This window comes from Streptomyces sp. NBC_00483, from assembly GCF_036013745.1.
Classification (GTDB): Bacteria; Actinomycetota; Actinomycetes; order Streptomycetales; family Streptomycetaceae; genus Streptomyces.
Genome location: NZ_CP107880.1, coordinates 3533529 through 3558945, shown reverse-complemented (window position 1 = coordinate 3558945; position 25417 = coordinate 3533529). Strand labels below are relative to the sequence as shown.

Annotated in this window: 18 protein-coding genes; 7 read left to right on the top strand and 11 right to left on the bottom strand. The window is 71.6% G+C overall.

Features of this window, described 5'->3' with window-relative positions; genetic code table 11:
• Positions 1-55: 55 nt before the first annotated feature.
• On the top strand, positions 56-502 hold the full coding sequence (locus OHA73_RS15740; protein WP_266719865.1) for an ATP-binding protein: 447 nt from the start codon (positions 56-58) through the stop codon (positions 500-502).
• Positions 503-934: 432 nt separating this feature from the next.
• On the opposite strand, the gene OHA73_RS15735 is transcribed toward OHA73_RS15740, so the two are convergent.
• The 4 genes from OHA73_RS15735 to OHA73_RS15720 form a co-directional block, all read right to left on the bottom strand.
• Complete coding sequence (locus tag OHA73_RS15735) at positions 935-1519, bottom strand: TetR family transcriptional regulator (RefSeq protein WP_266719867.1); 585 nt, start codon at positions 1517-1519, stop codon at positions 935-937.
• A 24-nt stretch (positions 1520-1543) separates the two neighbouring features.
• A complete protein-coding gene (locus tag OHA73_RS15730; protein ID WP_327655346.1) occupies positions 1544-2554 on the bottom strand; it encodes an aldo/keto reductase in 1011 nt (336 codons plus the stop codon).
• A 112-nt stretch (positions 2555-2666) separates the two neighbouring features.
• Positions 2667-3599, bottom strand: a complete 933-nt coding sequence (locus OHA73_RS15725) for a molybdopterin-dependent oxidoreductase (RefSeq protein WP_327655345.1) — start codon at positions 3597-3599, stop codon at positions 2667-2669.
• Between the two features lie 45 nt (positions 3600-3644).
• Entirely contained in the window at positions 3645-5081 is a 1437-nt protein-coding gene (locus tag OHA73_RS15720; protein WP_327655344.1) for an MFS transporter, read from the bottom strand.
• A gap of 112 nt (positions 5082-5193) precedes the next feature.
• On the opposite strand from OHA73_RS15720, the gene OHA73_RS15715 reads away from it, so the two are divergent.
• Positions 5194-6078 carry a helix-turn-helix transcriptional regulator gene (locus tag OHA73_RS15715; RefSeq protein ID WP_327655343.1) on the top strand — a complete coding sequence of 295 codons (885 nt, stop codon included), beginning with the start codon at positions 5194-5196 and terminating at the stop codon, positions 6076-6078.
• On the opposite strand, the gene OHA73_RS15710 is transcribed toward OHA73_RS15715, so the two are convergent.
• The gene (locus OHA73_RS15710; RefSeq protein ID WP_327655342.1) at positions 6073-7542 is read right to left on the bottom strand and encodes an MFS transporter; all 1470 of its coding nucleotides are present in this window, start codon (positions 7540-7542) and stop codon (positions 6073-6075) included. The genes OHA73_RS15715 and OHA73_RS15710 overlap by 6 nt on opposite strands.
• Before the next feature lie 57 nt (positions 7543-7599).
• Positions 7600-9072, bottom strand: a complete 1473-nt coding sequence (locus OHA73_RS15705; protein WP_327655341.1) for an MFS transporter — start codon at positions 9070-9072, stop codon at positions 7600-7602.
• Between the two features lie 100 nt (positions 9073-9172).
• Between OHA73_RS15705 and OHA73_RS15700 the strand changes: the two genes are divergently transcribed.
• Positions 9173-10030: a helix-turn-helix transcriptional regulator gene (locus tag OHA73_RS15700; protein ID WP_327655340.1), complete on the top strand. Its 858-nt coding sequence runs from the start codon at positions 9173-9175 to the stop codon at positions 10028-10030.
• Positions 10031-10149: 119 nt separating this feature from the next.
• A complete protein-coding gene (dusB, locus tag OHA73_RS15695; RefSeq protein ID WP_266719883.1) occupies positions 10150-11277 on the top strand; it encodes a tRNA dihydrouridine synthase DusB in 1128 nt (375 codons plus the stop codon).
• A 766-nt stretch (positions 11278-12043) separates the two neighbouring features.
• Here the strand turns inward: dusB and OHA73_RS15690 are convergent.
• Positions 12044-14017 (bottom strand): amylo-alpha-1,6-glucosidase, encoded by a 1974-nt coding sequence (locus OHA73_RS15690; RefSeq protein ID WP_327655339.1) that lies wholly within the window; start codon positions 14015-14017, stop codon positions 12044-12046.
• On the bottom strand, positions 14014-15369 hold the full coding sequence (locus tag OHA73_RS15685; RefSeq protein ID WP_443063083.1) for an MGH1-like glycoside hydrolase domain-containing protein: 1356 nt from the start codon (positions 15367-15369) through the stop codon (positions 14014-14016). The genes OHA73_RS15690 and OHA73_RS15685 overlap by 4 nt, the downstream gene beginning before the upstream one ends.
• A 145-nt stretch (positions 15370-15514) precedes the next feature.
• Here OHA73_RS15685 and OHA73_RS15680 point away from each other — a divergent pair, with 145 nt between their 5' ends.
• The 3 genes from OHA73_RS15680 (at position 15515) to OHA73_RS15670 (ending at position 20948) form a co-directional block, all read left to right on the top strand.
• The gene (locus tag OHA73_RS15680; RefSeq protein WP_327655338.1) at positions 15515-16717 is read left to right on the top strand and encodes an ROK family protein; all 1203 of its coding nucleotides are present in this window, start codon (positions 15515-15517) and stop codon (positions 16715-16717) included.
• 415 nt (positions 16718-17132) lie between these two features.
• Positions 17133-19850: a pyruvate, phosphate dikinase gene (gene ppdK / locus OHA73_RS15675; protein WP_327655337.1), complete on the top strand. Its 2718-nt coding sequence runs from the start codon at positions 17133-17135 to the stop codon at positions 19848-19850.
• Positions 19851-20021: 171 nt separating this feature from the next.
• Positions 20022-20948 carry an oxidoreductase gene (locus OHA73_RS15670; protein ID WP_267070539.1) on the top strand — a complete coding sequence of 309 codons (927 nt, stop codon included), beginning with the start codon at positions 20022-20024 and terminating at the stop codon, positions 20946-20948.
• A gap of 90 nt (positions 20949-21038) precedes the next feature.
• On the opposite strand, the gene OHA73_RS15665 is transcribed toward OHA73_RS15670, so the two are convergent.
• The 3 genes from OHA73_RS15665 to nirB form a co-directional block, all read right to left on the bottom strand.
• Positions 21039-22322, bottom strand: coding sequence for an LPXTG cell wall anchor domain-containing protein (locus OHA73_RS15665; RefSeq protein WP_327655336.1), 1284 nt, complete (start codon positions 22320-22322; stop codon positions 21039-21041).
• Positions 22323-22534: 212 nt separating this feature from the next.
• Complete coding sequence (gene nirD, locus OHA73_RS15660; protein ID WP_327655335.1) at positions 22535-22882, bottom strand: nitrite reductase small subunit NirD; 348 nt, start codon at positions 22880-22882, stop codon at positions 22535-22537.
• On the bottom strand, positions 22879-25416 hold the full coding sequence (nirB, locus tag OHA73_RS15655) for a nitrite reductase large subunit NirB (RefSeq protein WP_327655334.1): 2538 nt from the start codon (positions 25414-25416) through the stop codon (positions 22879-22881). Before nirB ends, nirD begins: the two co-directional genes overlap by 4 nt.
• Between the last annotated feature and the right edge of the window lies 1 nt (position 25417).

The window sequence follows — 25417 nt, the reverse complement described above, 5'->3', positions numbered from 1 at the left end:
TCCAACGCCCGTTGTCCACAAGCGAGTTCACTCCCATGGGACCCCCGGAGGGGTAATGCCGGACCAGTCGACGGATGAGATCGATGTGATCGACATGCTCGATCAGCCGTGCTCGATCCGTATGGAGTACAGCCCGCACCGCCTGGAGCAGATTCGCCGGATCGTTGGTGCCCGCCTGCGGTGCTGGGGCCTGCACGGGCTGGTGTACGACACGTCGTTCGTGGTGACCGAGCTGTGCAGCAATGTGCGGCACTGCGACGGCGGCACCTTCGAGTTGGCCATCATCCGAACCGTCGATGGTGTCCGCCTCGAAGTGGCCGACACGTCCCCCGAGCTCGTGGTCATCCCCGTGGAGCCACCGGACTTCCTCGAGCCCGGAGGCCGGGGTCTGTTCCTGGTCTCGGCCTACGCCTCCGCTGTCGGCGTGCGGCCGACGCTCACCGGAAAGGTGGTGTGGGCCGAGCTCGCGCTCAAGGACAGAGACGCGGGCGGGTCCGGCTGACGGAGCCGGCGAGCCGCAGGGCGGCACCCTTGTGCGTCTGTGGGGGTTCAAGTGAATCCTCTGGTCGCGCCGTCCGCGGGACTGCCGGGGTCGACACCGCTGTCGCGGGGGTCCAGGGGTCGACCGCGCCGGGGTCCGGGGCGCTGCTTCCGTTTGGGGCGGAAGTCGGGAGAGCGTGGGGATGATCTGTGATCCAGCCCTCATGCGGAGCGTACGAGGGGCTGCGAAAACTTCACAGTGGCAGCCATGTGGATTCGGTCAGATGTTTGGAGGCATGCATCGGCCGAAGTCAACCTATGGCCAACGGTGTTACTGCTGGTATCGGCCGCTGTCACGGCGAAGTACGCCGAGGACGGGCCTCCTGCTCAGCGCTGAAAACGGCCGCACAGCATGGCCGAGAGTGAATGCACGGTTCCGCCAGGAGAGCCCTCGTCAGTGGGCCGAGATCCCGCGCACGACGAGGGACACCAGCGTGTCGAAGGCGCGCTGCGCGTCCGGGTGCGACCACTCCGGCGCGTACACCGGGTCGTGGAAGTGGGCCGTCGCCTCGAAGACCGCCCGGGCCGTCGCGGGGAGATCCTCGATCTCGAACTCGCCCGCCGTCACGCCCTGTTGGAGGATAGCGGTCAACTGGGCCGCCAGTTCGTCGATATGGGCGTGGACCACGCCGCCCTGCTCGTCCGTCAGGACGGAGTATGTGGCGAACAGCTCCGGGTCGTCGCCCGCCTTGTGGCGCTTCGCCTCGAAGAGCGTCGCCAGCCAGTGGCGCAGCTTGCCGGCGGCGGGCTCGTCGGCCGCGACGACCTCGGCGAGCCGCGCCGTCGTCCGGTCCAGCCAGCGCTTGGTGACCGCGCCGCGCAGCTCCGCCTTCGTACGGAAGTGGCGGTACACCGAGCCGTGGCTGACCCCCAGCGCGCGGGCCACGTCGACGACGGTCGCCTTCGCGGGACCGTGCCTGCGCAGCACGTCCTCGGTCGCGGCGAGGATGCGCTCGGGGGTCAGGGTCTCGGGGGCCATGGCTACGAAGTTACCCGGCGCCGATCAGCGCTCGCTGTCGAGGTGTGCCATCTGGGCCGCCGGGTAGCGGTCGCCGGCCGCGGCGTCGGCGGGCACGGCCGCCTCGATGGCGGCGAGGTCGGCGGCGTCCAGGCGCACGTCGAGCGCGCCGAGGGCCTCCGAGAGGCGCTCGCGGGTGCGGGCGCCGATCAGCGGCACGATGTTCTCGCTGCGGCCGGCCACCCACGCGATCGCGATCTGCGCGACGCTCGCGCCCTTCTGCTCGGCGATCTTGCGGAGCTGGTCGACGAGGTCCAGGTTGTGCTGGAGGTTCTCGCCCTGGAAGCGCGGGCTGAAGGCGCGGAAGTCGCCCGCGCCGAGCTTGCGGTCGCGCGTGTAGTGGCCGGAGATCAGGCCGCGGGACAGCACGCCGTACGCGGTGATGCCGATGCCCAGCTCGCGGGTGGCGGGCAGGATCGACTCCTCGATGCCGCGCGAGATGAGCGAGTACTCGATCTGGAGGTCCGAGATCGGGGCCGTGGCGGCGGCCCGGCGGATGGTGTCCGCGCCGACCTCGCTGAGCCCGATGTGGCGTACGTAGCCCTGCTCGACGAGCTCGGCGATGGCGCCGACCGTCTCCTCGATCGGCACCTCGGGGTCGAGGCGGGCGGGCCGGTAGATGTCGATGTGGTCGACGCCGAGGCGCTGCAGCGAGTACGCGGCGAAGTTCTTCACCGCCTCGGGGCGGGCGTCATAGCTGTTCCACGAGCCGTCCGGGCCGCGCAGGGCGCCGAACTTCACGCTGGTCAGCGCGTTCTCCCGGGCCGCTGCGGGGGCCGTGCGCAGGGCCTCGCCGATCAGCATCTCGTTGTGGCCCATCGCGTAGAAGTCGCCGGTGTCGAGGAGCGTGACGCCCGCGTCGAGCGCAGCATGGACGGTGGCGATGGACTCCGCGCGGTCGGCCTCGCCGTACAGCGCGGACATGCCCATGCAGCCGAGGCCGAGGGCGGAGACGTCGGGACCGGTGGTGCCCAGAGGGCGGGTGTGGAGGGTCATGTCATCCACCATGACATGACAGGTGACAGATTTCAATATCTGTCACCTGTCATTCGGTACCCGGCCGGGCGGACGGGAGTTTGTCGGGCAGGTGGGAGTTCGACGACGGGCCCTAGCGGGCCCGCACCTCGATCTCGTGCACGGAATTGCGTGCCCCCGGTGGCGGCTGGACGCGGCCCTTCGTGTCCGTGGCGCGGCTGCGGATGCGGTGCGGGCCGGGGGAGAGGGTGGTGTCCAGGGTGAAACGGGTCCAGGCGTAAGGGAGTTGAGGGGTGGGCTCCAGCTTGGCCGGCCGCCACGGGGTGTCGTCCACGGACACCTCCACGCTCGCCACCGCCGACGTGCTCCACGCCCGGCCCGTCAACTCGACGTCCCCTGAGGGGATTTCGTCTCCGTCGTACGGGGCGAGCAGCTTGCTGTTGACGTCGACGTCGCGGACCGGGTGGCCGTCCCGGTTGTAGAGGCGGGTGGTGAAGAGGTGGTCCGGGCGGACGTCCGAGACCACCAGGCGCGTCAGCCACTTCACCGAGTTCGTGCCGAACATGTGCGGCACCACCGCCCGTACGGGGAAGCCGTGTTGCACCGGCAGCGGCGCGCCGTTGAGGGAGTGGGCGAGCAGGACGTCGGAGTGGGCGCGGGCGAGGGGCAGGTCCTTGACGTAGCCGATGCCCTTCTCGTCGGCGAAGTCACCGTGGTCCGCCCCCTCGAACCACACGTGGCGGGCCGCGCCGGTCGGCCGGGCGCGGTCCAGGACGGTGGACAGCGGGACGCCGGTCCACTCCAGGTTCGTCACCGCCCGCGTCGGCACATTCGGCGCGAACGGGCTCCCGAAACACTCGTGGACCGACGTGAGGTGGTGCTGGGGGAGGGCCAGGAGGGCGGGGAGATCCAGGGTCAAGGGGTGTTCCACCAGGCCCTCCACCCGCAACTCCCATTCCGCAGCGTTCAGTTCGGGCGGCGCCCCCAGGTGCGTACGCACGAAGACGGAGTCGACCGGCGTGACGGCCGAGGGCGGGGTGCGCGGGTCCGGCGGGCGTGGGCTCATGGCAACCAGCATGCCGGGGCCCGCGCCGCGCCGCGCGGTCACCGGTCAGGCGATCACGCGCGGCAGGCGCAGGCTGAGCCCCACCGTCAGCGCTACCGTCGCGAGCTGCACGAGCAGCGTCGTGATCAGGGCGTCGCGCATGCCCTGCGAGGAGGTCAGGGAGAGGAACAGGGTGCCGAGCGTGGCCACGCCCAGGGCCAGGGAGGCCTGTTGGGTCGTCGTCATGACGCCGCTGCCGACGCCCGCCCGCTCCGTCGGCACCTCGGACAGGATGATCCGGAAGATGATGGGCAGTTGGAGTGCCTGGCCCGCCCCGGCGAGTGCCGCGCCGGGCAGCAGCTGGAGCACGCCGAGGTCCGGCCAGGTGCGCCACGCCGCCAGCGCGATCAGTACGATCCCCGCCGCCTGCAGCAGACCGCCCGCGGTGACGACCCGCGTACCCCAGCGGGCCACCAGCCGCGGACCGGCGAGCGATGCCACGAAGAAGACCGCCGCCATGGGGGCCAGGGCAAGGCCGGCCGAGGTCGCGCTGAGCCGCTCGCCCTGTTGCAGCGCCACCGCGATCACGAACATGAACCCGCTGAAGCCGATGGAGAAGGGCACCACCATCAGCAACCCCCGGCGCAGCGACACCAGTTGGAGGAGGGACGGCGGGATCAGTGGCGTCTGTCCCGCCCGGTCGGCCCTGCGCTCCACCGCGTAGAACGCGTACGCAAGACCCGGGAACGCAGCCAGCGACATCCACGTCCACAGCGGCCAGCCCGCCGCCCGGCCCTCGGTGAGCGGGGCGAGCAGTGCCATCAGGGCGAGGGCGAGCAGCACCGTGCCGGGGACGTCGACCGGCTCGGGGCGGTCGGAGCGGGTCTCGGGGACCGTACGGACGGCGAGCACGAGGGCCAGCACCACCACCGGCACGTTCACCAGGAACACCGAGCGCCAGCCCGTGCCGAACAGGTCGGCCGAGACGAGTACGCCGCCCAGGACCTGGCCCGCCACCATCGACAGGCCGGCCGTCGCCCCGTACATGCTCATCGCCTTGGCGCGGCGCGTCCCGGCCGTCGTGGCCTGGATCGTGGCGAGCACCTGCGGCAGCATCGCGGCGGACGCGGCACCCTGCGCGACCCGCGCAAGGACCAGCGTCCAGGCGGTCGGGGCGAGCCCGCAGGCCAGCGAGGTGAGGCCGAAGGCGGCCATGCCGCCGAGGAACAGTCGGCGGCGGCCGACCAGATCGCCGAGCCGGCCGCCGAGGACCAGGAGCACGGCGTACGCGATGCCGTAGCCCGCGACCACCAGCTCCAGGACCGGCTCGCTCGCGGACAGGTCGCGGTCGATGGTGGGCAGGGCGACGTTCACGATGAAGAAGTCGATGAGGGGCAGGGCCGCGCCGAGCAGCACGGTGAACAGGCCGGGGCCTGAAAGAGACGTGCCGGTGCCGGATCGCACGGGAGGTGCGATCGGCGGGGACTGCGTGTGGGTGGTCATGGCACTGAGCGTGCGCCGCCGCTCAGACTGGTACCAGAGCCTTCTTATCCTGGTAGAACCTCTACCTGGAAACAGCGTGCGTGGGGCCGCCTCCAAGGTGCAGCCTGGAGACATGACCACCATGGCGCACGAGACGCGGGACGTGCGGGACGAGCAGCCCGGCGAGATCCGGCGGCACGAACTGGCCGGGTTCCTGCGCAGCCGCCGCGAGCGGATCACCCCCGAGGACGTCGGCCTGCCGCGCGGACGGCGCCGCCGCACTCCCGGCCTGCGCCGCGAGGAGGTCGCGCACCTCTCGGCGGTCGGTGTCACCTGGTACACGTGGCTGGAGCAGGCCCGCGACATCCAGGTCTCCGCGCAGGTCCTCGACGCGCTCGCCCGCACGCTGCGGCTCGACGCGAGCGAGCGGGCCCATTTGTTCGGCCTCGCGGGCGCCATCGACCCGACACCGGCGGCGAGTTGCACCACGCTGACACCCGAACTGCTTGACCTGATGGACCGGTTGGAGCCCGTCCCCGCCTGCGTACAGAACAGCAGGTACGACATCCTCGCCTACAACCGCACCTACGGGATGTTGCTCTGCGACCTCGACGAGATCCCGCCGGAGGACCGCAACTGGATGCTGCTCGCGTTCACGCACGAGGGCTGGCGCTCCGCGATCACGAATCTCGACGACGTGCTGCGGACGATGGCGGCCAAGTTCCGCTCCGGCATGGCCGAGCACCTCGGCGAGCCCGCCTGGAAGCTGGTCCTCAAGCGGCTCATCGAGGAGTCGCCCGAGTTCCGCGAGCTGTGGGAGCGGCACGAGGTGGTGCAGTCCGTGCCCAGCAAGGTGAAGCACTTCCACAACCCGTACGTGGGGCCGCTCTCCGTCGTCCACACCGACCTGTGGCTCGGCCGGGACTGCGGCGCCCGCATGGTGACGTACACACCGGCGGACGCCGTGAGCGGTGAACGCCTCGAAGCGCTCAGGGAGTTGGCGACCGCCCGGTCATGAGCCCGTGGCCGCCTTCGTGACGGCCGCGTCCTCCGCGTTCTCAAGACGCTCCGCCGTCCGCCGCGCCGTCTCCCGCGCCCAGTGCCCGCTGGTCAGCGCGCCGAGCACCAGGACCGCGAGGCCGCAGCCCGCGATGATCCACCAGCAGGAGCGGCTGGCCTCCACGAAGGCCTTCGCGTACGAGGATCCGGCGACGCCCGACGCGAGCACCGCGCCGATCACCGCGACGCCGAGGGTCTGGCCGATCTGGCGGCTGGTGGAGGCGACCGCCGCCGCGACGCCCGCCTGCGCGCGCGGCATTCCGGAGACCGCGGTGTTGGTGATCGGGGCGTTCACGAAGCCGAATCCGATGCCGAACAGGACGTAGCCGATGAAGAGCGTCGTGTTCGAGGTCTCCGCGTCGAACGCCGCGAAGAGGATCCCGCTCGCCGTCATCATCACGCCCGCGACGAGGAGGGGCAGGCGCGGGCCGTGGCTGCCGACCAGGCGGCCCGACAGCGGGGCGCACACCAGCGTCATCGCCGCCATCGGCAGCATCCACAGCCCCGCGTGCAGCGCGTCCAGGCCGCGTACGTCCTGGAGGTAGAGCGTCGACAGGAACAGGAATCCGCCGAGCGACGCGAAGCCGCAGATGGCGATCACGGTGGCGCCGCTGAACGGCGCCGAGTGGAAGAACCGCAGGTCGATGAGGGGTTCCTCGCGCCGGGGCTCGTACAGCAGGATGCCGATGAGCGAGGCGACGGCGATCGAGGCGAAGACGATGATCCGCACCGAGGTCCAGCCCGCCGAGGGCGCCTCGATGATCGCGTACGTCAGTGAGCCGAGCAGCGCGATGATCAGGAGCTGGCCGACCGGGTCGGGGCGGCGGGCCTTCGGGGCGCGGGACTCGGGGACGTAGCGGATGGTGAGCAGGAGTGCGGCGAGGCCGACCGGCAGGTTGATCCAGAAGATCGAACGCCAGCCGACCGAGTCCACGAGCAGGCCGCCGACCAGCGGCCCGGCCGCCATGGAGATGCCGACGACGCCGCCCCACACGCCGATGGCGCGGGCCCGCTCGCGCGGGTCGGTGAAGGTGTTCGTGATGATCGACATCGCGACCGGGTTGAGCATCGAGCCGCCGACCGCCTGCAACATCCGGAACGCGACCAGGGACTCCAGGTTCGGCGCGAGGGAGCAGGCCACGGAGGCGGCCGTGAAGACGATGAGGCCGATCTTGAAGACCTTGCGCCGGCCGATCCGGTCGGCGGTCGAACCGGCCAGCATCAGCAGCGCCGCGAGGACCAGCGTGTAGGCGTCGATCGTCCACTGCATGCCCGAGAGCGTGGCGTCGAAGTCCTTCGCCATGGACGGGAGGGCGACGTTCAGGACGGTGTTGTCGAGGCTGACGATCAGCAGACTCATGCAGCAGATCGCCAGGACGAGCATGCGCCTGCGGTGGGGGAGGGGGTTGGGTGCATCGGGCATGTGTTTGACGGTAGCCCGAGTCGCCACAGACCGGACACGCGAGGTCGCCGGTCGGGGTCAGGCCAGGTTCCGCGGCATGCGTACGCTCAGGGCCGCGAGGCCGAGCAGTCCGGCGGCCTGCACCGCGAGGACGACGGCCAGCGCCGTCCGCATCCCCGCCCCCGGCACCAGCGCGAGGAAGAGTGAGCCGAGCGTGGCCACGCCCACCGCGAGGCACGCCTGCTGCACGGTGGCGGCGAGGCCGCTGCCCGCCCCGGCCCGTGCGGCGGGCACGGCGGCCAGCACGATCCGGTAGTAGAGCGGCAGCTGGAGGCCGCCACCGATCCCGATCAGGGCGAGACCGGGGGCCAGGACCAGCGGAGTGATCCGGTCCCAGGGCACCCACAGCGCGGTCAGCGCCACCGTCGCGAGGCCCGCGATGTGAACGGCGGCGCTCAGCGCCAGCGTCCGCGCGCCGAACCGGGCCGCGAGCCGCGGCGCGAGGACCGAGGCCGCGAACTGGGTCACGCCCATCGGCACCAGCGTCAGGCCCGCCTTCAACGCCCCGTAGTGCAGGCCCTGTTGGAGGGTGACCGCGCTCACGAACATCCAGCTCGCGAACCCGACGAAGACCGGTAGGCCGAGGATCAGCCCGCGCCGCACCGCCGGGGCGGCCACCAGGGAAGGCGGCAGCAGCGGACTCCCGCCGGTCCGCTCGGCCCGCCGCTCGACGGAGACGAAGGCCCAGGTCAGGAAGGGCGCGGCCAGCAGCGTGAGCACCGACCACAGCGGCCAGCCCGCCGCCCGGCCCTCGGTCAGTGGCAGCAACAGCGCGGTCAGCGACGCCGCGAGGAGCACCGTCCCGGCGAGATCACCGCGCGCGGGACGCTCGGCGCGGCTGTCCGGCACGGTGCGTACGGCCAGGAGCAGGGCGGCAGCGGCGACCGGCACGTTCACCAGGAAGACTGCCCGCCACCCGGTCCCGGCGAGATCGGCGGCGACCAGCACCCCGCCGAGGACCTGCCCGAGCACGACGGAGACGCCGCCCACGGACCCGTACAGGGACACGGCCTTCGCCCTGCGCTCCCCGCTCGTCGTGGCGTGGATGGCGGCGAGGACCTGCGGCAGCATCAGCGCGGACGCGGCGCCCTGCGCGACGCGGGCGGCGACCAGCGCCCACGCGTTCGGCGCGAGACCGCAGGCCAGCGAGGTCAGGCCGAAGGCGACGACGCCGAGCAGGAACAGCCGGCGCCGCCCGAAGGTGTCGCCGAGCCGGCCGCCGAGGACGAGCAGCACGGCGTACGCGACCGCGTAACCGGCCACCACCATCTCCAGGCCCGCGGGGGAGGCGTCGAGATCGCGGGCGATGCTGGGCAGGGCGACGTTCACGATGAAGAAGTCGATCATCGGGAGGGCGGCGCCGATGAGGACGGTGAACAGGCCGATGGGGCCGAGGAGGGGTGCGTCCCGCGTTGGGGGCGCGGTGGCGGGGGCCGGTGGTGCCGGTAGTGCGGATGCGGTGCCGGTGGTGGTGGTGCCGAGGGTCGTCATGGGTTGACCATCGCCCCGCGCTCAGCCTGGTACCAGAGTCTCCTCATCCTGTTACAGGCGGTACCTGGCAACCGGATGAGGGCCGGGGCATCCTGGTGGCATGTCGACCCGCCCCGTCTCCGACGACCCCCGAAGGCTGGAACTCGCCGCGTTCCTGCGCAGCCGCCGCGAGCGGATCCAGCCGGAGCGGGCCGGACTGCCGCGCACCGCGCGCCGCCGCACCCCAGGACTGCGCCGCGAGGAGGTCGCGCACCTCTCCGCGGTCGGCGTCACCTGGTACACGTGGCTGGAACAGGGCCGCGCGATCAACGTCTCGCCCGGCGTCCTCGACGCGATCACCCGCGCCCTCCAGATGGACCCGACCGAGCGCGCCCACGCCTTCGCGCTCGCGGGCACCACCGACCCGCACGCGGAGACCGTCTGCCCGGCCGTCACGCCGACGATGCTGCGCCTCATGGAAGGTCTGTCGCCCTACCCGGCGTCCCTGCAGAACGCCCGCTACGACGTACTCGCCCACAACCCCGCCTACGCCGCGGTCTTCGGCGACCCCGCCGAACTCGCCCCCGACGAGCGCAACTGCATGTGGCTGCTCGCCATGAGCGACCGGTGGCGCGAGCAGTTCCTCGACCGCGACGAGATGCTGCGCGACCTGGCCGCCAAGTACCGCACGTCGATGGCCGAGCATGTCGCCGAACCGGCCTGGAAGGCGCGGGTGGCCCGCCTCCTGGAGATGTCGGCGGAGTTCCGCGCGATCTGGGAGCGGCACGAGGTCGCGCCGATGGTGCCGCACGTGAAGCGGTACCGGAACCCGGAGGTGGGGCTGCTGCGCCTGGAGCACCGCAACCTGTGGCTGTCGCCGGAGAGCGGCGGGTACCGGCTGGTCGCGTACGTTCCCGCGGACGAGGAGACCGGTGGGCGCCTGGAGAAACTGGCGGCGCCGGCGGCCGTGACGGGCTGAGCGGGGGCGGGGCGGGGGCCGGGCGGGGAGTGAGGGACAGCGGCCGTGACGGGCTGAGCGGGGAGTGAGGGACAATGGATGCTTGCCCCCACCCGTCGTCCGTCCCGGAGAGCCCTGAGATGTCCGCTCTGACCATCGGCCCCCACCTGGTGCAGCCCCCCGTGGTGCTCGCCCCCATGGCGGGGATCACGAACGCGCCGTTCCGCACCCTGTGCCGGGAGTTCTCGGGCGGCAAGGGCCTGTTCGTGAGCGAAATGATCACGACGCGGGCGCTGGTCGAGCGCAACGAGAAGACGATGCAGCTCATCCACTTCGACGAGACCGAGAAGCCTCGTTCGATCCAGCTGTACGGGGTGGACCCGGCGACCGTCGGCAAGGCCGTCCGCATGATCGCGGAGGAGGACCTGGCCGACCACATCGACCTGAACTTCGGCTGCCCGGTCCCGAAGGTGACGCGCAAGGGCGGCGGGTCGGCGCTCCCGTACAAGCGCCCGCTGCTGCGCGCGATCCTGAAGGAAGCCGTGTCGGGGGCGGGCGACATCCCGGTCACGATGAAGATGCGCAAGGGCATCGACGACGACCACATCACGTTCCTCGACGCGGGCCGGATCGCGGTCGAGGAGGGCGTCACGGCGATCGCGCTGCACGGGCGTACGGCGGCGGAGCACTACGGCGGCACGGCGGACTGGGACGCGATTGCGCGGTTGAAGGAGCACGTTCCGGAGATCCCTGTCCTCGGCAACGGCGACATCTGGTCGGCGGACGACGCGCTGCGCATGGTCCGTGAGACCGGGGTCGACGGGGTGGTCGTCGGGCGCGGCTGCCTGGGGCGGCCGTGGCTGTTCGCGGATCTGGTGGCGGCGTTCGAGGGGCGCGAGGAGCGGGTGCGGCCGACGCTGCGGGTGGTGGCGGATGCGATGGTGCGCCACGCGACGCTGCTCGGCGAGTGGATCGGCGACGAATCGCGCGGAGTCATCGACTTCCGCAAGCACGTGGCCTGGTACCTGAAGGGTTTCGCGGTCGGCGGCGAACTCCGCAAGCGCCTCGCGACGACGTCGTCCCTTGGTGAACTCCGGGCGGGGCTGGACGAGTTGGACCTCGACCAGGGTTGGCCCGCGGGTGCGGACGGCCCGCGGGGCCGTACGTCGGGCAACGGACGAGTGGTCCTGCCGGACGGCTGGCTGAACGACCCCAACGACTGCGCGGGCATCTCGGCCGACGCGGAACTGGACACGTCCGGGGGCTGACGGGTCCCGTTCCCCGGCACCGTCCTCCGACCACGGGGCTCCGCCCCGGACCCCGCGCCTCAATCGCCGGCGGGGCTGGAAAGATCGGGGTCCTGCCCCGGACCCCGAGTCTCGTCCCAGAGCGGGGCTTTAATTGCCCAGCCGCCGCAGGGGCTTGATGGGGCCGCCACTTCGCGGGGGCGGGGGTCGACCGAGTGCTGATCGCCTCGTTCCCGCTCATCTCCCACCCACCCGCCCCTCCGGGGGGCGTCGGCCCGACGGGGTGCCGCTCACTCTCGGGGTAGTCCGCCGTCGGCCCCGGCTCCCCACCCCTGGCGGTCGGCGCCCACCGCCTTGGGCAATCTGCCTTCCCCAAGCTCTCCGACAAGCTCCGAGCAGGGGAGACCCCATCGGGCGGCAGGGTGGGCAAGGCGGCACCCCGGTGCGGCGCAACAGCCGACGGGGCCCGGCTCCGGTGCGGCTTCAGGCCTGGTGCGGTTCCGGGGGCACGATGACCTACCACGCGTGCCCCCTTGGGCCGGAGCCCCCGGAGGGGGCGGGGGGTGGGAGATGGGCGAGGTACGGGGTAAGGGCAAGTAGCAGGTGATCGAGGGAGGCGGACGACCCAGGTGGGCTGGGCGTCAACCGCGATCAGCGGGCGGGGGAGTCACGCCGGTGCAGGTCAAAGGCCCGTCGCCGCGCAGCGATTGCTACCGGCGCCCACCCCGGCACCGCCCAACGACCCTGGTGCCGCGCCACAATCCGACCGGCGCCCACCCCGCCCCCGCTAACCCCCCACCGCGCTGAGCAGTGCCAGCGGTGTCGCCGCTGAGCGGGATTCGCGGGTGCAGGCGTGGGGGTAAGGGACCGGCGCCGGGTAGGCCGAGCTTGCGTAGCCTGCGATTACCTCCGGGAGGCGGCCGGCGCAGGCGGTTGATGCCGCGATCAGGCCACCCGCCACCGTCCGCGCCTCGTCGTGCAGCCCGTACCGGGCCAGGCCGAGCGCGATCAGGGCGTTGTCGTGCGGCCACACCGAACCCCGGTGGTAGGAGAGCGGGTGGTACGCGGCCTGGCCGGAGGCCACCGTGCGGACGCCCCAGCCGGAGAAGAAGTCCGGTTCGAGGAGACGACGGCCGACCGCCTCCCCGTACTCCTTGTCCAGCAGGCCCGACCACAGCAAGTGCCCCGCGTCGGAGGCGAGCGCGTCCAGTTGGCGGCCCTCGCCGTCCAGGGCCAGCGCGGGGAACCCCGCCTCCTCCATCCAGAAGTCCCGTACGAAGCGGTCCCGCAGGTCCGACGCCGCCTGCGTCAGCAGATCCGCGTACACCGTGTCGTCCCAGATCGTCCGGGCCAACACCGCCGTCCGCCGAAGCGCGTCGTACGCGTAGCCCTGCGCGCCCGCCGCCATCACGGGGCCCGTCGCCCGGCCGCCGTCGGCAGAGCAGATCGCGCCGGGGGAGTCCTTCCAGTTCTGGTTGGCGAGCCCGCCCCGGTCCGCGCGGTAGACCAGGTATCCGCGGGACGTGAGGCCGCCGTGGTCCAACATCCAGCTCACCGCCGCTCGCGCGTGGGACTCCAGACGCCGGGCGAGGGTCACGTCCGCCGTCTGTTCCACGTAGGCCCCGAGAAGGATCAGGAACAGTGGCGTCGCGTCCACCGAACCGTAGTAGCGCCCGTACGGCACCTGCCCGAAGTGCGCCAACTCCCCGTGCCGCACCTCGTGCACGATCTTCCCGGGCTGCGCCACCGCCCCCTCCACCTGCTCGGTCGCCTGCGTCGCGGCCAGCACCGGGAGCGTCGCCGCGGCCAGTTCCGGCCGGTACGGCAGCGCGAAGAGCGAGGTCAGCGCAGCGTCCCGGCCGAGCAGCGTCAGGAACCACGGCACCCCGGCCGCCGGCACCAGATGCCGCTCCCCGTCGGGCCCGGCCGCCGGCACCCGCAGCACCGCCAGGTCGGCAAGCCCCCGCGTACAGGCGTCCGCGAGCTCCGGCCACGCGCCCGGCAGCTCGACGCCCTCCGTGAACTCCCTCACGGTCCGGGCAAGTTCGGCCGCCACCGCCGCCGGGCTCGCCGCCGCTCCGGCTGCCACCGCCGCCCCGGCCGACTCCGTCCCCGACGGCCGCGCCATCACCCGCAGCGCCAGCTCCGCGACGCCCTGTCCCGCGAGGTCCAGCGTCCAGACGAGGCGGCGTGCCCCGGTTCCCGTCTCCTCCACCGCGTCCGGCGCGGGCTCGCTCGTCACCGTCGTCGACGAGCGCCAGTCGCCCCGCGTGTACGTGAACTCCACGCCGTCGTCCAGGACTTCACGCGTACGTACCGCCCCGGGCTTCTGGTACGTACGGTGGTCGGAGCGCAGCTCGAACTGGTCGGCGAAGTCCGCGTCCACCGTGAGCGCGACGCGTACCGTCGTCGGCACCGGGCGGTTCGAGACGACCTTCAGGAGCTCCACGAACGAGCCCTCCGTCACCGCCTGTTCGCGGAACAGGGTGTACGCCGAAGGCTCCTGGCGCCCGCCGCGCGGCACGAGCACACAGCGGCCGACGCCCTCCTCCTCGTACGACATCGGCATCAACACCTCGGGCGCCGCCCCGTCGACCGTGAGCTGCCAGCGGCACAGGTGGCGCGCGTCCCGCACGAACAGGCCGTCCGGCGAGAAGCCGCCACGCACCGCGGTCAGCGCCCCCGACGGGTCGGTCGCCGCGAACGTCCCTCCGTACACCAGGAGTTGCCGCCCCTGCCCATGTCCGTACCCGTCCGTCATCGTGTCGTCCTCTCGGCCAGCAGATCCAGCGTCAGCGCGGCCGTCCAGCCGAAGCCGCGGGCGCCGCAGCCCGCCCCCGTTCGGGGATCCACGTACTCGGCGAAGTCCGAAGCCCCGGCGATGTCGAGCATGGCGGTGCGCAGGCGCCCGGCCCGCGCGAGCTCGCCGTGCAGCCGCAGTCCGTACTCCAGAAGCCAGTTGGTGTTGAACCAGGCGGGCCCGCGCCAGTAGCGGTGCGGGTCGAAGGCCGGTCCGAGCAGGTCGTAGCTGGGCGCCATCCGTACCTGATCACCGACGCCGAAGTGCGGTCCGCGCGCCGTGTCCACGAGCGCCCGCACCACCTCGCGCGGCAGCGTCGGCAGGATCAGCGGCAGCAGCCCGGAGACGCCGTACTCGCGGACGAGGCCGCCCCCGCCGCGTAAGTCCCGGCAGAAGAACATCCCGGCCCGCGGGTCCCACAGTCGTCGCACCAGCGCCGCCGTCAGCCGCTCCGCGCGCGCGTGCCGAGCCGTCCCCCTGGCTCCCAACTCGCAGGCGATCCGGGCCAGCGCGTGCTCGGAGGCCGCGAGCAGGGCGTTGAAGGACGGGTCCTCGACCGCGAACTCCCCGTCTGCGTCCGCGTATTCGACGTCCCTGTAGTCGGCCGCAAGGCGGACGTACCGTCCGTAGTCGAGGTCCGTCGGGCGGTCGTCCGCCGCGCCGTGCTCCAGATCCGCGCGGCGGAACGAGAGTGCGGGGGCGGGGGCGATCCGGCTCAACGGGGCGTCCCAACAAGGGCTGTTGTCCATGCCCTGCTCCCAGGGGTGGACCACGGAGACGAGGCCCGCGCCGCCGTGGTCGCGGCGGTGGAGGAGATAGCGGTGCCAGGCGGCGAGGTCGGGGTACACACGCTCCAGGAAGCCGCGGGAGCGGGACAGGCCCGGATCCGCGCGGTGCACCAGCCAGGCGGCCAGCGCGTGCACGGGCGGCTGCACGATGCCGGAGGTCTGCACGGCGGCCGGGGCGCCCGCGGCGCGGCCCGCGGTGGAGGAGCGCCAGAAGTCGGGGCTGGGGAAGTACGCGTCGAGCGCGACGGCGGGGTTGAAGACGATGTGCGGGATCCGGCCGTCGCCCCACTGCGCGGCAAGAAGCGTCTCCAACTCGCCCTGGGCGCGCAGCGGAGAGACATGACGCAGGCCGATCGCGATGAACGCCGAGTCCCACGACCACTGGTGGGGGTAGAGCTTGCGCGAGGGGACGGTCGAGGTCCCCGTCCAGTTCGCGTCGAGCACGCGCGCGGCGCGGTCCCGTAAGGAGACGCGGGGCCGTGCGGGCCGCAGCGCTCCTCCGCGCCGCTCGGTCGTGTGCTCCACAGGCTTTCCCACACCTCTTCCAACGGGTGTCGGTTACGCGGTTCCCCGCATAGGGTTACGTCTATTTCACACGCAAAACCTAGAATGTAACGCACAGTTGATGAACGCAAGGGGGCCGGACGGCCCGTAAGGGGGCCGGAACGGCATGGCGGGGAATCAGGCGAGCGCCGGAGAGCTGCTGCACCTGGTGCGCAGCGGCAGAGCGACCACGCGAGGCGCCCTCCAGGAGGTCACGGGCCTGTCCAGGGCCACGGTCGGCCAACGGCTCGACCGGCTCTTCCGCGCGGGCTGGCTGCGCGAGGGCGCCGCGGGTCCCGTCAACTCCCGGCTCGGCGGCCGCCCTTCGATCCACCTGGAGTTCGACGACGCGCACGCCGTGGTGCTCGCCGCCGACCTCGACACCCGGCACGCCCGCGCCGCGGTCCTGTCCCTGACCGGCGAGGTGCTCGCGGAACACATGGACACCCTCACCGTCGACGACGGGCCCGAGCGGGTGCTGTCCCAACTCGGCGGCTGGTTCGGTGACTTGCTGCGCAAGGCGGACCGCTCGCCCGGCCTGGTGTGCGGGATCGGCCTCGCGGTGCCGGGCCCCGTCGACTTCGCGTCCGGCCGGGTCGTCCAGCCGCCGATGATGCCCGGCTGGGACGGCTACGACATCGTGGGCCGGCTCGCCCGCGCCGCCGCCGAGGGCGCGGGCACCCCGGCGGACGTCCCGGTCCTCGTCGACAACGACGCCAACCTCATGGCGTACGGCGAACAGCGCACCGCCCACCCCGACTGCCGCGCCTTCGCCCTCGTCAAGGTCTCCACCGGCATCGGGGCGGGCGTCGTCGTGGACGGCGCGATCTACCGGGGCATCGACGGCGGCGCGGGCGACATCGGGCACATCCGCGTGCCGGACGGCGCGGACGCGCTGTGCAAGTGCGGCTCGTACGGCTGCCTGGCCGCCGTCGCCAGCGGCCGGGCCGTGGCGCGCCGCCTGACGGAGGCGGGTGTCCCCGCGAGGTCCGGCTCCGATGTGCGCGAGCTGCTGGCCGCCGGGCACCCGGAGGCGCTGCGGCTCGCGCGGGAGGCGGGGCACGCCGTCGGCGAGGTCCTCGCGACCGTCGTGACGCTCCTCAACCCCGGCGTTCTCATGATCGCCGGAGATCTGGCCGGAACTGCCTTCCTCACGGGCGTCCGTGAACTCCTGTATCAACGGGCCCTGCCGCGCTCGACCGCGCACCTGGACGTGGTCACGTCCCGGCTCGGCGAGCGCTCGGCGCTCATCGGAGCGGGAGCGCTGGTGGTGGAGGAGCTGTACGCCCCCGCGCGGGCCGAGCGGCGGCTGGCGGCACTGGGCCTGTGACGCGCCCGTTTCGCCCCCGAGAGGCGTCCGCATGCTGGAACGGGATCGTCCGGGAGCCGCTTCAAACGGCGTGATTCTCGCCACCCCTGATCGGGGTTGCGCTCAGATGAGCGCTTGGGGCCCGTCTGCACTTCTCCAAGCCCTGGCACTCAGTGCCACCGTTCGATCATTTACGGCCTGAACGCACAAACGAGCAGAGTGCGCTCAAGTGAGCGTTGGGTGGGGTCTACGGGGGTAGTGCCTTCAAGTAATGAACGAAAGGCCGAGAGGGTCACCCCCCGTCCATCACTTTCGATCTCCTGGCGGACGGGTGGTTACGCCCGTGTGACAGCTGAGTGGACGTACCCACAGGCCTTGGATCTGGGTATGTTCCTCGCCGTCAGGGCAGCCACCGAGCCTCGAGGAGTCGAGACACGTGTCGGAGAACAAGGATCCTCAGGTAGCGAAGTTCGTTTACGACTTCACCGAGGGCAACAAGGACCTCAAGGACCTGCTGGGCGGCAAGGGTGCCAACCTCGCCGAGATGACCAACCTGGGACTTCCCGTCCCGCCCGGCTTCACCGTCACCACCGAGGCCTGCAAGGTCTACCTCGACAGCGGCGAGGAGCCGGTGGCACTCCGTGACGAGGTCTCCGCGCACCTCGACGCGCTCGAGAAGAAGATGGGGAAGAAGCTCGGCCAGGCCGACAACCCCCTTCTGGTGTCGGTCCGTTCGGGCGCCAAGTTCTCCATGCCCGGCATGATGGACACCGTCCTCAACATCGGTCTCTCCGACAAGTCGGTGCAGGGCCTCGCCAAGCAGGCCGGCGACGACCGCTTCGCCTGGGACTCGTACCGCCGCCTCATCCAGATGTTCGGCAAGACCGTCCTCGACATCGACGGCGAGCTCTTCGAGGACGCCCTGGAGAAGGCCAAGGAGGCGAAGAAGGTCGCGGTCGACACCGACCTGGACGCCGCCGACCTCAAGAAGCTCGTCACGCGCTTCAAGAAGATCGTCAAGACCGAGGCCGGGCGGGACTTCCCGCAGGACCCGCGCGAGCAGATGGACCTGGCCATAAAGGCCGTCTTCGAGTCGTGGAACACCGACCGCGCCAAGCTGTACCGCCGCCAGGAGCGCATCCCCGGCGACCTGGGCACGGCGGTCAACGTCTGCTCGATGGTCTTCGGCAACCTCGGCGCGGACTCCGGCACGGGCGTCGCGTTCACCCGCGACCCGGCCTCGGGCCACCAGGGCGTGTACGGCGACTACCTTCAGAACGCGCAGGGCGAGGACGTCGTCGCGGGCATCCGCAACACGGTGCCGCTCGCCGAGCTTGAGCAGATCGACAAGAAGTCGTACGACCAGCTCATGCAGATCATGGAGACCTTGGAGAACCACTACAAGGACCTCTGCGACATCGAATTCACCATCGAGCGCGGCCAGTTGTGGATGCTCCAGACCCGCGTCGGCAAGCGCACCGCCGGTGCCGCCTTCCGCATCGCGACGCAGCTCGTCGACCAGGGCCTGATCGACGAGGCCGAGGCGCTCCAGCGCGTCTCCGGCGCCCAGCTCGCGCAGCTGATGTTCCCGCGCTTCGACGACGAGGCGAAGGTCGAGCTGCTCGGCCGCGGCATCGCCGCCTCGCCGGGCGCGGCGGTCGGCAAGGCGGTCTTCGACTCGTACACGGCCATCAAGTGGTCGCGCTCCGGCGAGAAGGTCATCCTGATCCGCCGTGAGACCAACCCCGACGACCTCGACGGCATGATCGCCTGCGAGGGCATCCTCACCTCGCGCGGCGGCAAGACCTCGCACGCCGCCGTCGTCGCCCGCGGCATGGGCAAGACCTGTGTCTGCGGCGCCGAGGACCTCGAGGTCGACACCAAGCGCCGCCGGATGACCATCGGCGAGACCGTGGTCGAGGAGGGCGACGTCGTCTCCATCGACGGCTCCACCGGCAAGGTCTACCTCGGCGAGGTGCCCGTCGTGCCCTCCCCGGTCGTCGAGTACTTCGAGGGCCGGATGCACGCCGGCGCCGACGACGCCGACGAACTCGTGGGCGCCGTGCACCGGATCATGGCCTACGCGGACCGAGTACGCCGCCTGCGCGTACGCGCCAACGCCGACAACGCGGAAGACGCGCTGCGCGCCCGCCGCTTCGGCGCGCAGGGCATCGGCCTGTGCCGCACCGAGCACATGTTCCTCGGTGACCGGCGCGAGCTGGTCGAGAAGCTGATCCTCGCCGACACGGACAGCGAGCGCGAGGACTCCCTCAAGCTGCTCCTCCCGCTCCAGAAGCAGGACTTCGTCGAGCTGTTCGAGGCGATGGACGGCCTCCCGGTCACCGTCCGCCTGCTCGACCCGCCGCTGCACGAGTTCCTGCCGGACATCACCGAGCTCTCGGTCCGCGTCGCGCTCGCCGAGTCCCGCAAGGACAACAACGAGAACGACCTGCGCCTCCTCCAGGCCGTGCACCGGCTGCACGAGCAGAACCCGATGCTGGGCCTGCGCGGCGTCCGTCTCGGCCTCGTCATCCCCGGCCTGTTCACCATGCAGGTCCGCGCCATCGCCGAGGCCGCGGCCGAGCGCAAGGCCGCCAAGGGCGACCCGCGCGCCGAGATCATGATCCCGCTCGTCGGCACCGTCCAGGAGCTGGAGATCGTCCGCGAGGAGGCCGACCAGGTCATCGCGGAGGTCGAGGAGAGCCACGGCGTCAAGCTGAAGCTCGCCATCGGCACCATGATCGAGCTGCCCCGCGCCGCCCTCACGGCCGGGCAGATCGCCGAGGCGGCGCAGTTCTTCTCCTTCGGCACCAACGACCTCACGCAGACGGTCTGGGGCTTCAGCCGCGACGACGTGGAGGCTTCGTTCTTCACCGCGTACCTGGAGAAGGGCATCTTCGGGGTGTCGCCGTTCGAGACGATCGACAAGGACGGCGTCGGCTCGCTCGTGAAGTCCGCCGTCGAGGCGGGACGCGCCACGCGGCCCGACCTCAAGCTCGGCGTCTGCGGCGAGCACGGCGGCGACCCGGAGTCGGTCCACTTCTTCCACGAGGTGGGTCTGGACTACGTCTCCTGCTCCCCGTTCCGCATCCCGGTCGCCCGTCTGGAGGCGGGCCGCGCGGCCTCCACCTCCGCGGGCAGCGACCACCGCTGACCGGGAGTTGAACTCCGGGGCCGCCGCGGGTCCCCGACCCTCACCGATTCGCGGCGGCCCCGGTATCCACGAAAGGGCGGCACCCCTGTGCGGGGGGTGCCGCCCTTTTCGGCGTGTGCGTACCCTTCGGTAACCCCCACTGACGACGTCCCCCCGAAGGAGAGCCGACCCATGAGCGGCTGGAGCGCGACCGACATCCCCGACCAGCAGGGCCGTACGGCGGTGGTCACCGGAGCCAACACCGGCATCGGCTACGTCACCGCACGCGAACTGGCCCGCGCGGGCGCCCACGTGGTCCTGGCCTGCCGCAGCGAGCAGCGGGGCGTCGCGGCCCTGGAGCGTCTGACGTCCGAAGTCCCCGGTGCGCAGGCCGAGTTCGCGCGGCTCGACCTCGGTGACCTCGCCTCGGTACGGGCCTTCGCCGAGGCCCGTGAGGACCGCCCGCTCGACCTCCTGGTCAACAACGCGGGCGTGATGGCCCTCCCGTACGGCCGCACCGCCGACGGCTTCGAGACCCAGTTCGGCGTGAACCACCTGGGGCACTTCGCGCTGACCGGGCTGCTGCTGCCGGGCCTGCTCGCGGCGCCCGCGCCCCGCGTCGTCTCCGTCTCCAGCGGGCTGCACGCCCTCGCCAACATCGACATCGCCGACCTCAACAGCGAGAGGAAGTACGGGCGTTGGGTCGCCTACGGGCGGTCCAAGACGGCCAACCTGCTGTTCGTGCACGAGCTGGCGCGGCAGGTGGAGGCGGCGGGTGCGGGGCTCGTGGCGGCCGCGGCGCACCCCGGCTACGCGGCCACGGAGCTGCAGGCGCGCAGCGCCCGGATGGAGGGCCGCAAGGGCGCGGAACGGTTCTTCGAGGTCGGCAACCGGTTCTTCGGGCAGCCCGCCGAGGACGGAGCGCTGCCGACGCTGCGCGCGGCCACGGCCCCGGACGTACGGCCCGACGACTTCTACGGCCCGCGCGTGATGATGTGGCGCGGCGCCCCCATCAAGTCCTGGCGGGCGTCGTGGACGGTCAACGACGCGGCGGGGGAGCGGCTGTGGGCCGCGTCGGAGCAGCTGACGGGCGTGGACTTCAAGGCGCTTGGCCGATGAGGGCGACAGGCGGGCAGAGCTGATAAAGACGGCGGACCGGCGCCCCCTCCAGCAGGGGCACCGGTCCGCCGTCGGCTATGCGTGCCGGCCTCAGCTGTTGGCGTCGGCCTTGCGGCGGCGCATCACGAACACCGCACCGGCGCCGACCACGACGGCCGCGCCGCCCGCCAGGCCGATCGTCGGCAGGGCGGAGGAGGAGCCGGTGGAGGCGAGGGAGCCGTCCGTGGTGCCGGAGCCGTTGCCCGAGCCGGAGGTGGCGACGGGGGAGGCGCTGCCCTGCGGCTTGGGCTTGTTGCCCTCGCCGGCGGGGGTGTCGGAGTTGCCGGCGCCGACCGGGTTGATCGTGAAGTTGTACGCGACCAAGTCGCCGACGCCGCAGGTGGCGTCCTCGTTGAAGTACGCGCCCACGGCGGCGCTGATGCCGTAGCCGGCAGGTGCCGAGCGGTCGATCGACAGGCGCAGCGGCAGATCGACGTGCGCGCCCGCCTTCACGTTGGTGAACCTACCCGCGTAGTCGTCCGCCGGGACGGACTTCCACTGGCCGCCCTGCTTGGACTTGAGGTGCAGCTTGCTGGTGATGTCCTTGTCGGACTTGTCGCCCGCGCCCACACTCGCGAACGGCAGCACCTCGTCGAGGGTCCGCCCGGTGCCGTTGGTCAGGCGCAGCCGGAAGTCGACCGTGGAGCCGGCGGCGATCTTGGACGGCAGGCCGGGGAGGGTGGCCTTGAGCGCGGCACCTTCCTTGCACTCGGGGTCCGTCGGCTCGTCCGGACCGGGCTGCTCGTCCTTCGCGTCGGCGAGGGCCTTCTCGGCGGCTTCCTTCGTGGCGAGCGCGGCCTTGACGTCCTGCTGGGCCTTGTGGATCTTCCGGGCGATCGCGACGCGGTTGTCGTCGAGGGCCGTGTCGGCCGCGGTGACCTTGGCGTCGGCGTCGGTCTTGGCGGTGGCGGCCCCGGTCGCGGCGGCCTTGGCGTCGGTGAGCGCCTTCTCGGCGGCGGCCTTGGCGGCCTCGTCCTCGCCGGCGTTGGCTTCGGCCAGCTTCTGCTCCGCGGCGACGACGGCCGCGTCGGCCTCGTCCTTCGCCTTCGCGGCGGCCTCGGCGTCCTTCTTCGCGTCGGCGAGGGCGACCATGAGCGGGTGCTCCGGGGCCGTCGTGGCGTCGAGCTCCTTCTCCAGGGCCTGCTCGGCGGCGACAGCCGCGCGGTACGCCGCTCTCGCCTCCTTCACAGCCTTCTTCAACTTGGCTATGGAGGACTTCTCCTGGGTCTGCACGCTGGACTGGGTCCCGGCGTACGCCGGAGAGACGGACAGCAGCGCCACCGGAGCGGTCACGGCGGCGACTGCGGCTGTCGCGAGAATCTGACGGATCTGCACGGAACGCCCTCTGTTCGGAGTTCGGAGTAAGGCGCGTGTAAGCGCTGAGGCCGAGATCCTAAGGCGGTTCGAGGGCGCCCGTGCGGGGCTTTCTGTCCCGGTGTAAGCGCTGTTCTGTGCTTACTGGAGTTGAAATATGGACAGATTGTGAAAGTTGCTCTCTATCCCTGTGTTTTCTCTGTGACTGATGTCACTGCCCCGTGAAGGGGGTGTCAACGCACCGCGTACGTCCGGACGGTGACCCCGTCGTCGTCCAGGCACCGCCCCGTCTCCAGGTCGAACCGCTGCTTCAGCAGCGGCGACGCCACGAACGGCCGTCCCTCCGCCGAGCCGAGCAGCCCTCGCGAGAGCACGGACGCCCCGGTGAACGGGTCGGTGTTGTCGATCGCGTACACGCGGCCCGTGCGGTCCATGAAGACCGCGGCCTGCCGGTCGTCCGGCAGCAGGACGGCGACCCCGCGACCCGCGCTCAGGCGGGACGGTTCGCACACGGCCAACAGCTCGCCGTCCACGTCGAGTCGCACGAGGGTGGTCGTCGTGATCTCAGGAGCGATGGTCATCGGACGGTCAGTCCTTCCAGGGGAATCAGCGGCAGTTCGGGCTTGATCTGGTCGCGCTCGGGCATGAAGCGGACCGTCGGGTCCGGGGTGTCGGGGGCGTTGACGAAGGAGACGAAGCGGGAGAGGCGCTCGGGGTCCTCGATGGTCTCGGCCCACTCGTCGCGGTAGTGCGCGACGTGCGCCCGCATCAGGGCTTCGAGCTCGTCGCAGATGCCGAGCGAGTCGTGCACGACGACGTCCCGTACGTGGTCGAGCCCGCCCTCGATCCGCTCCAGCCAGGTCGCGGTGCGCTCCAGGCGGTCGGCGGTGCGGATGTAGAACATCAGGAACCGGTCGATCAGCCGGATCAGCTCGGCGTCGCTCAAGTCCTTTGCCAGCAGGTCGGCGTGACGGGGCGTCATGCCGCCGTTGCCGCCCACGTACAGGTTCCAGCCGTTGGCCGTGGCGATGACGCCGAAGTCCTTCGACTGGGCCTCCGCGCACTCGCGGGCGCACCCGGAGACCGCCGACTTCAGCTTGTGCGGTGCTCGCAGGCCCCGGTAGCGCAGCTCCAGGTCGATCGCCATCCGGACCGAGTCCTGCACCCCGTAACGGCACCAGGTCTGCCCCACGCACGACTTCACGGTCCGCAGCGCCTTGCCGTACGCGTGCCCGGACTCGAAGCCGGCGTCCACCAACCTGGCCCAAATCATGGGCAGTTGGTCGACCCGCGCGCCGAACAGGTCGATGCGCTGGCCGCCCGTGATCTTCGTGTAGAGACCGAAGTCCCGCGCGACCTCCCCGATCACGATCAGTTTCTCGGGGGTGATCTCGCCGCCGGGGATCCGGGGCACGACCGAGTACGAACCGTTCTTCTGGAGGTTGGCGAGGAAGTGGTCGTTGGTGTCCTGGAGGGCGGCCTGCTCGCCGTCGAGGACGTAGCCGTCCGCGCCGATCGACGGGGCGAGCGAGGCGATGATCGAGCCGACGGTCGGCTTGCAGATCTCGCAGCCCTCGCCGCCGCGCGCACCCTCCCGGCCGTGCTCGTCGAGGAGTTGGGCGTACGTCGTGATCCGCTTGACGCGCACGATCTCGTACAGCTGCTCGCGGGTGTGCTTGAAGCAGCCGCACAGCCCGTCGTCACCGCTCTTCGGCAGCAGCTGGCCGATGAGCTTGACGCAACTCCCGCAGCCGGTACCGGCCTTGGTGCACTTCTTCACCTCGGGCAGCGAGGTGTGCTCGCAGATCGCGCCCTTCGTGACGTTGTGGCAGGAACAGATGACGGCCTCGTCGGGCAGCGCCTCCGGGCCGAGCTGGGCAGGTGCGCCCGCGCCCGCAGGGAGGACCAGCTGCTCCGGGGCGATCGGCGGCACGGTCCCGGTGAGCGCGCGCAGCGTCCCGTACGCCTCCGCGTCGCCGACGAGGATGCCGCCGAGCAGCTCGCCCTCGCCGCCGATCACGAGCTTCTTGTACGTGCCCGAGCGCGAGTCCGAGTAGACGACGTCGAGGCAGCCGTCGGTGGCGCCGTGCGCGTCGCCGAACGAGGCGACGTCGACGCCGAGCAGCTTCAGCTTGGTGGAGAGGTCGGCGCCGGTGAACGACGCGTCCTCGTCGGCGATGGTGTCGGCGACCGCGAGCGCCATCTCGTAGCCGGGGGCCACGAGCCCGTACACCCGGCCGTCCGAGGCCAGCGCGCACTCGCCGATCGCGAAGATGTCGGGGTCGCTGGTGCGGCACCGCTCGTCGACGGTGATGCCGCCGCGCTCCCCGACGAGAAGGCCCATGTCGCGGGCGAGTTGGTCGCGGGGGCGGACGCCGGCGGAGAAGACGACGAGGTCCGTGGCGAGTTCGCTGCCGTCCGACAGCTTCATGCCGCGCACCGCGTCCCCTTCGCCCGTGACGATCTCCTGGGTGCCGACGCCCGTGTGCACGTCGAGCCCCATGTCGCTGATGGTCTTGAACAGGGCCGCGCCGCCGCCCTCGTCTACCTGCACCGGCATCAGGCGCGGCGCGAACTCGACGATGTGGGTGGCGAGTCCGAGCCCCTGCAGCGCGCCCGCGGCCTCAAGCCCGAGGAGGCCGCCGCCGACCACGGCGCCGACCGTCGCGTTGTTCTTCGCGTACTCCTCGATCGCGTACAGGTCCTCGATCGTCCGGTACACGAAGCAGCCGGTCGCGTCCTTGCCGGGCACTGGCGGGACGAACGGGTACGAGCCGGTGGCAAGGACCATCGTGTCGTAGGGGACCTTGAGCCCGGAGCGGGCGTGCACGACGCGGGACTCGCGGTCGACGACCACGGCGGGGTCGCCGACGTACAGCTCGATGCCGTGCTTCTCGATGAACTCCGGGTCCGTCATGGAGAGTTCCTCGGGCGTGGTGCCCGAGAAGTACGAGGTGAGGTGCACGCGGTCGTAGGCGGGACGCGGCTCCTCGCACAGGACGACCACCCGGTGCGAGTCCGTGAGCCCGCGCTCGGCGGCGGCCTCGAGGAAACGCTGGCCGACCATGCCGTGGCCGATGAGGACGATCGTGGGCAGTGCCTTGTCGGTCGGCATG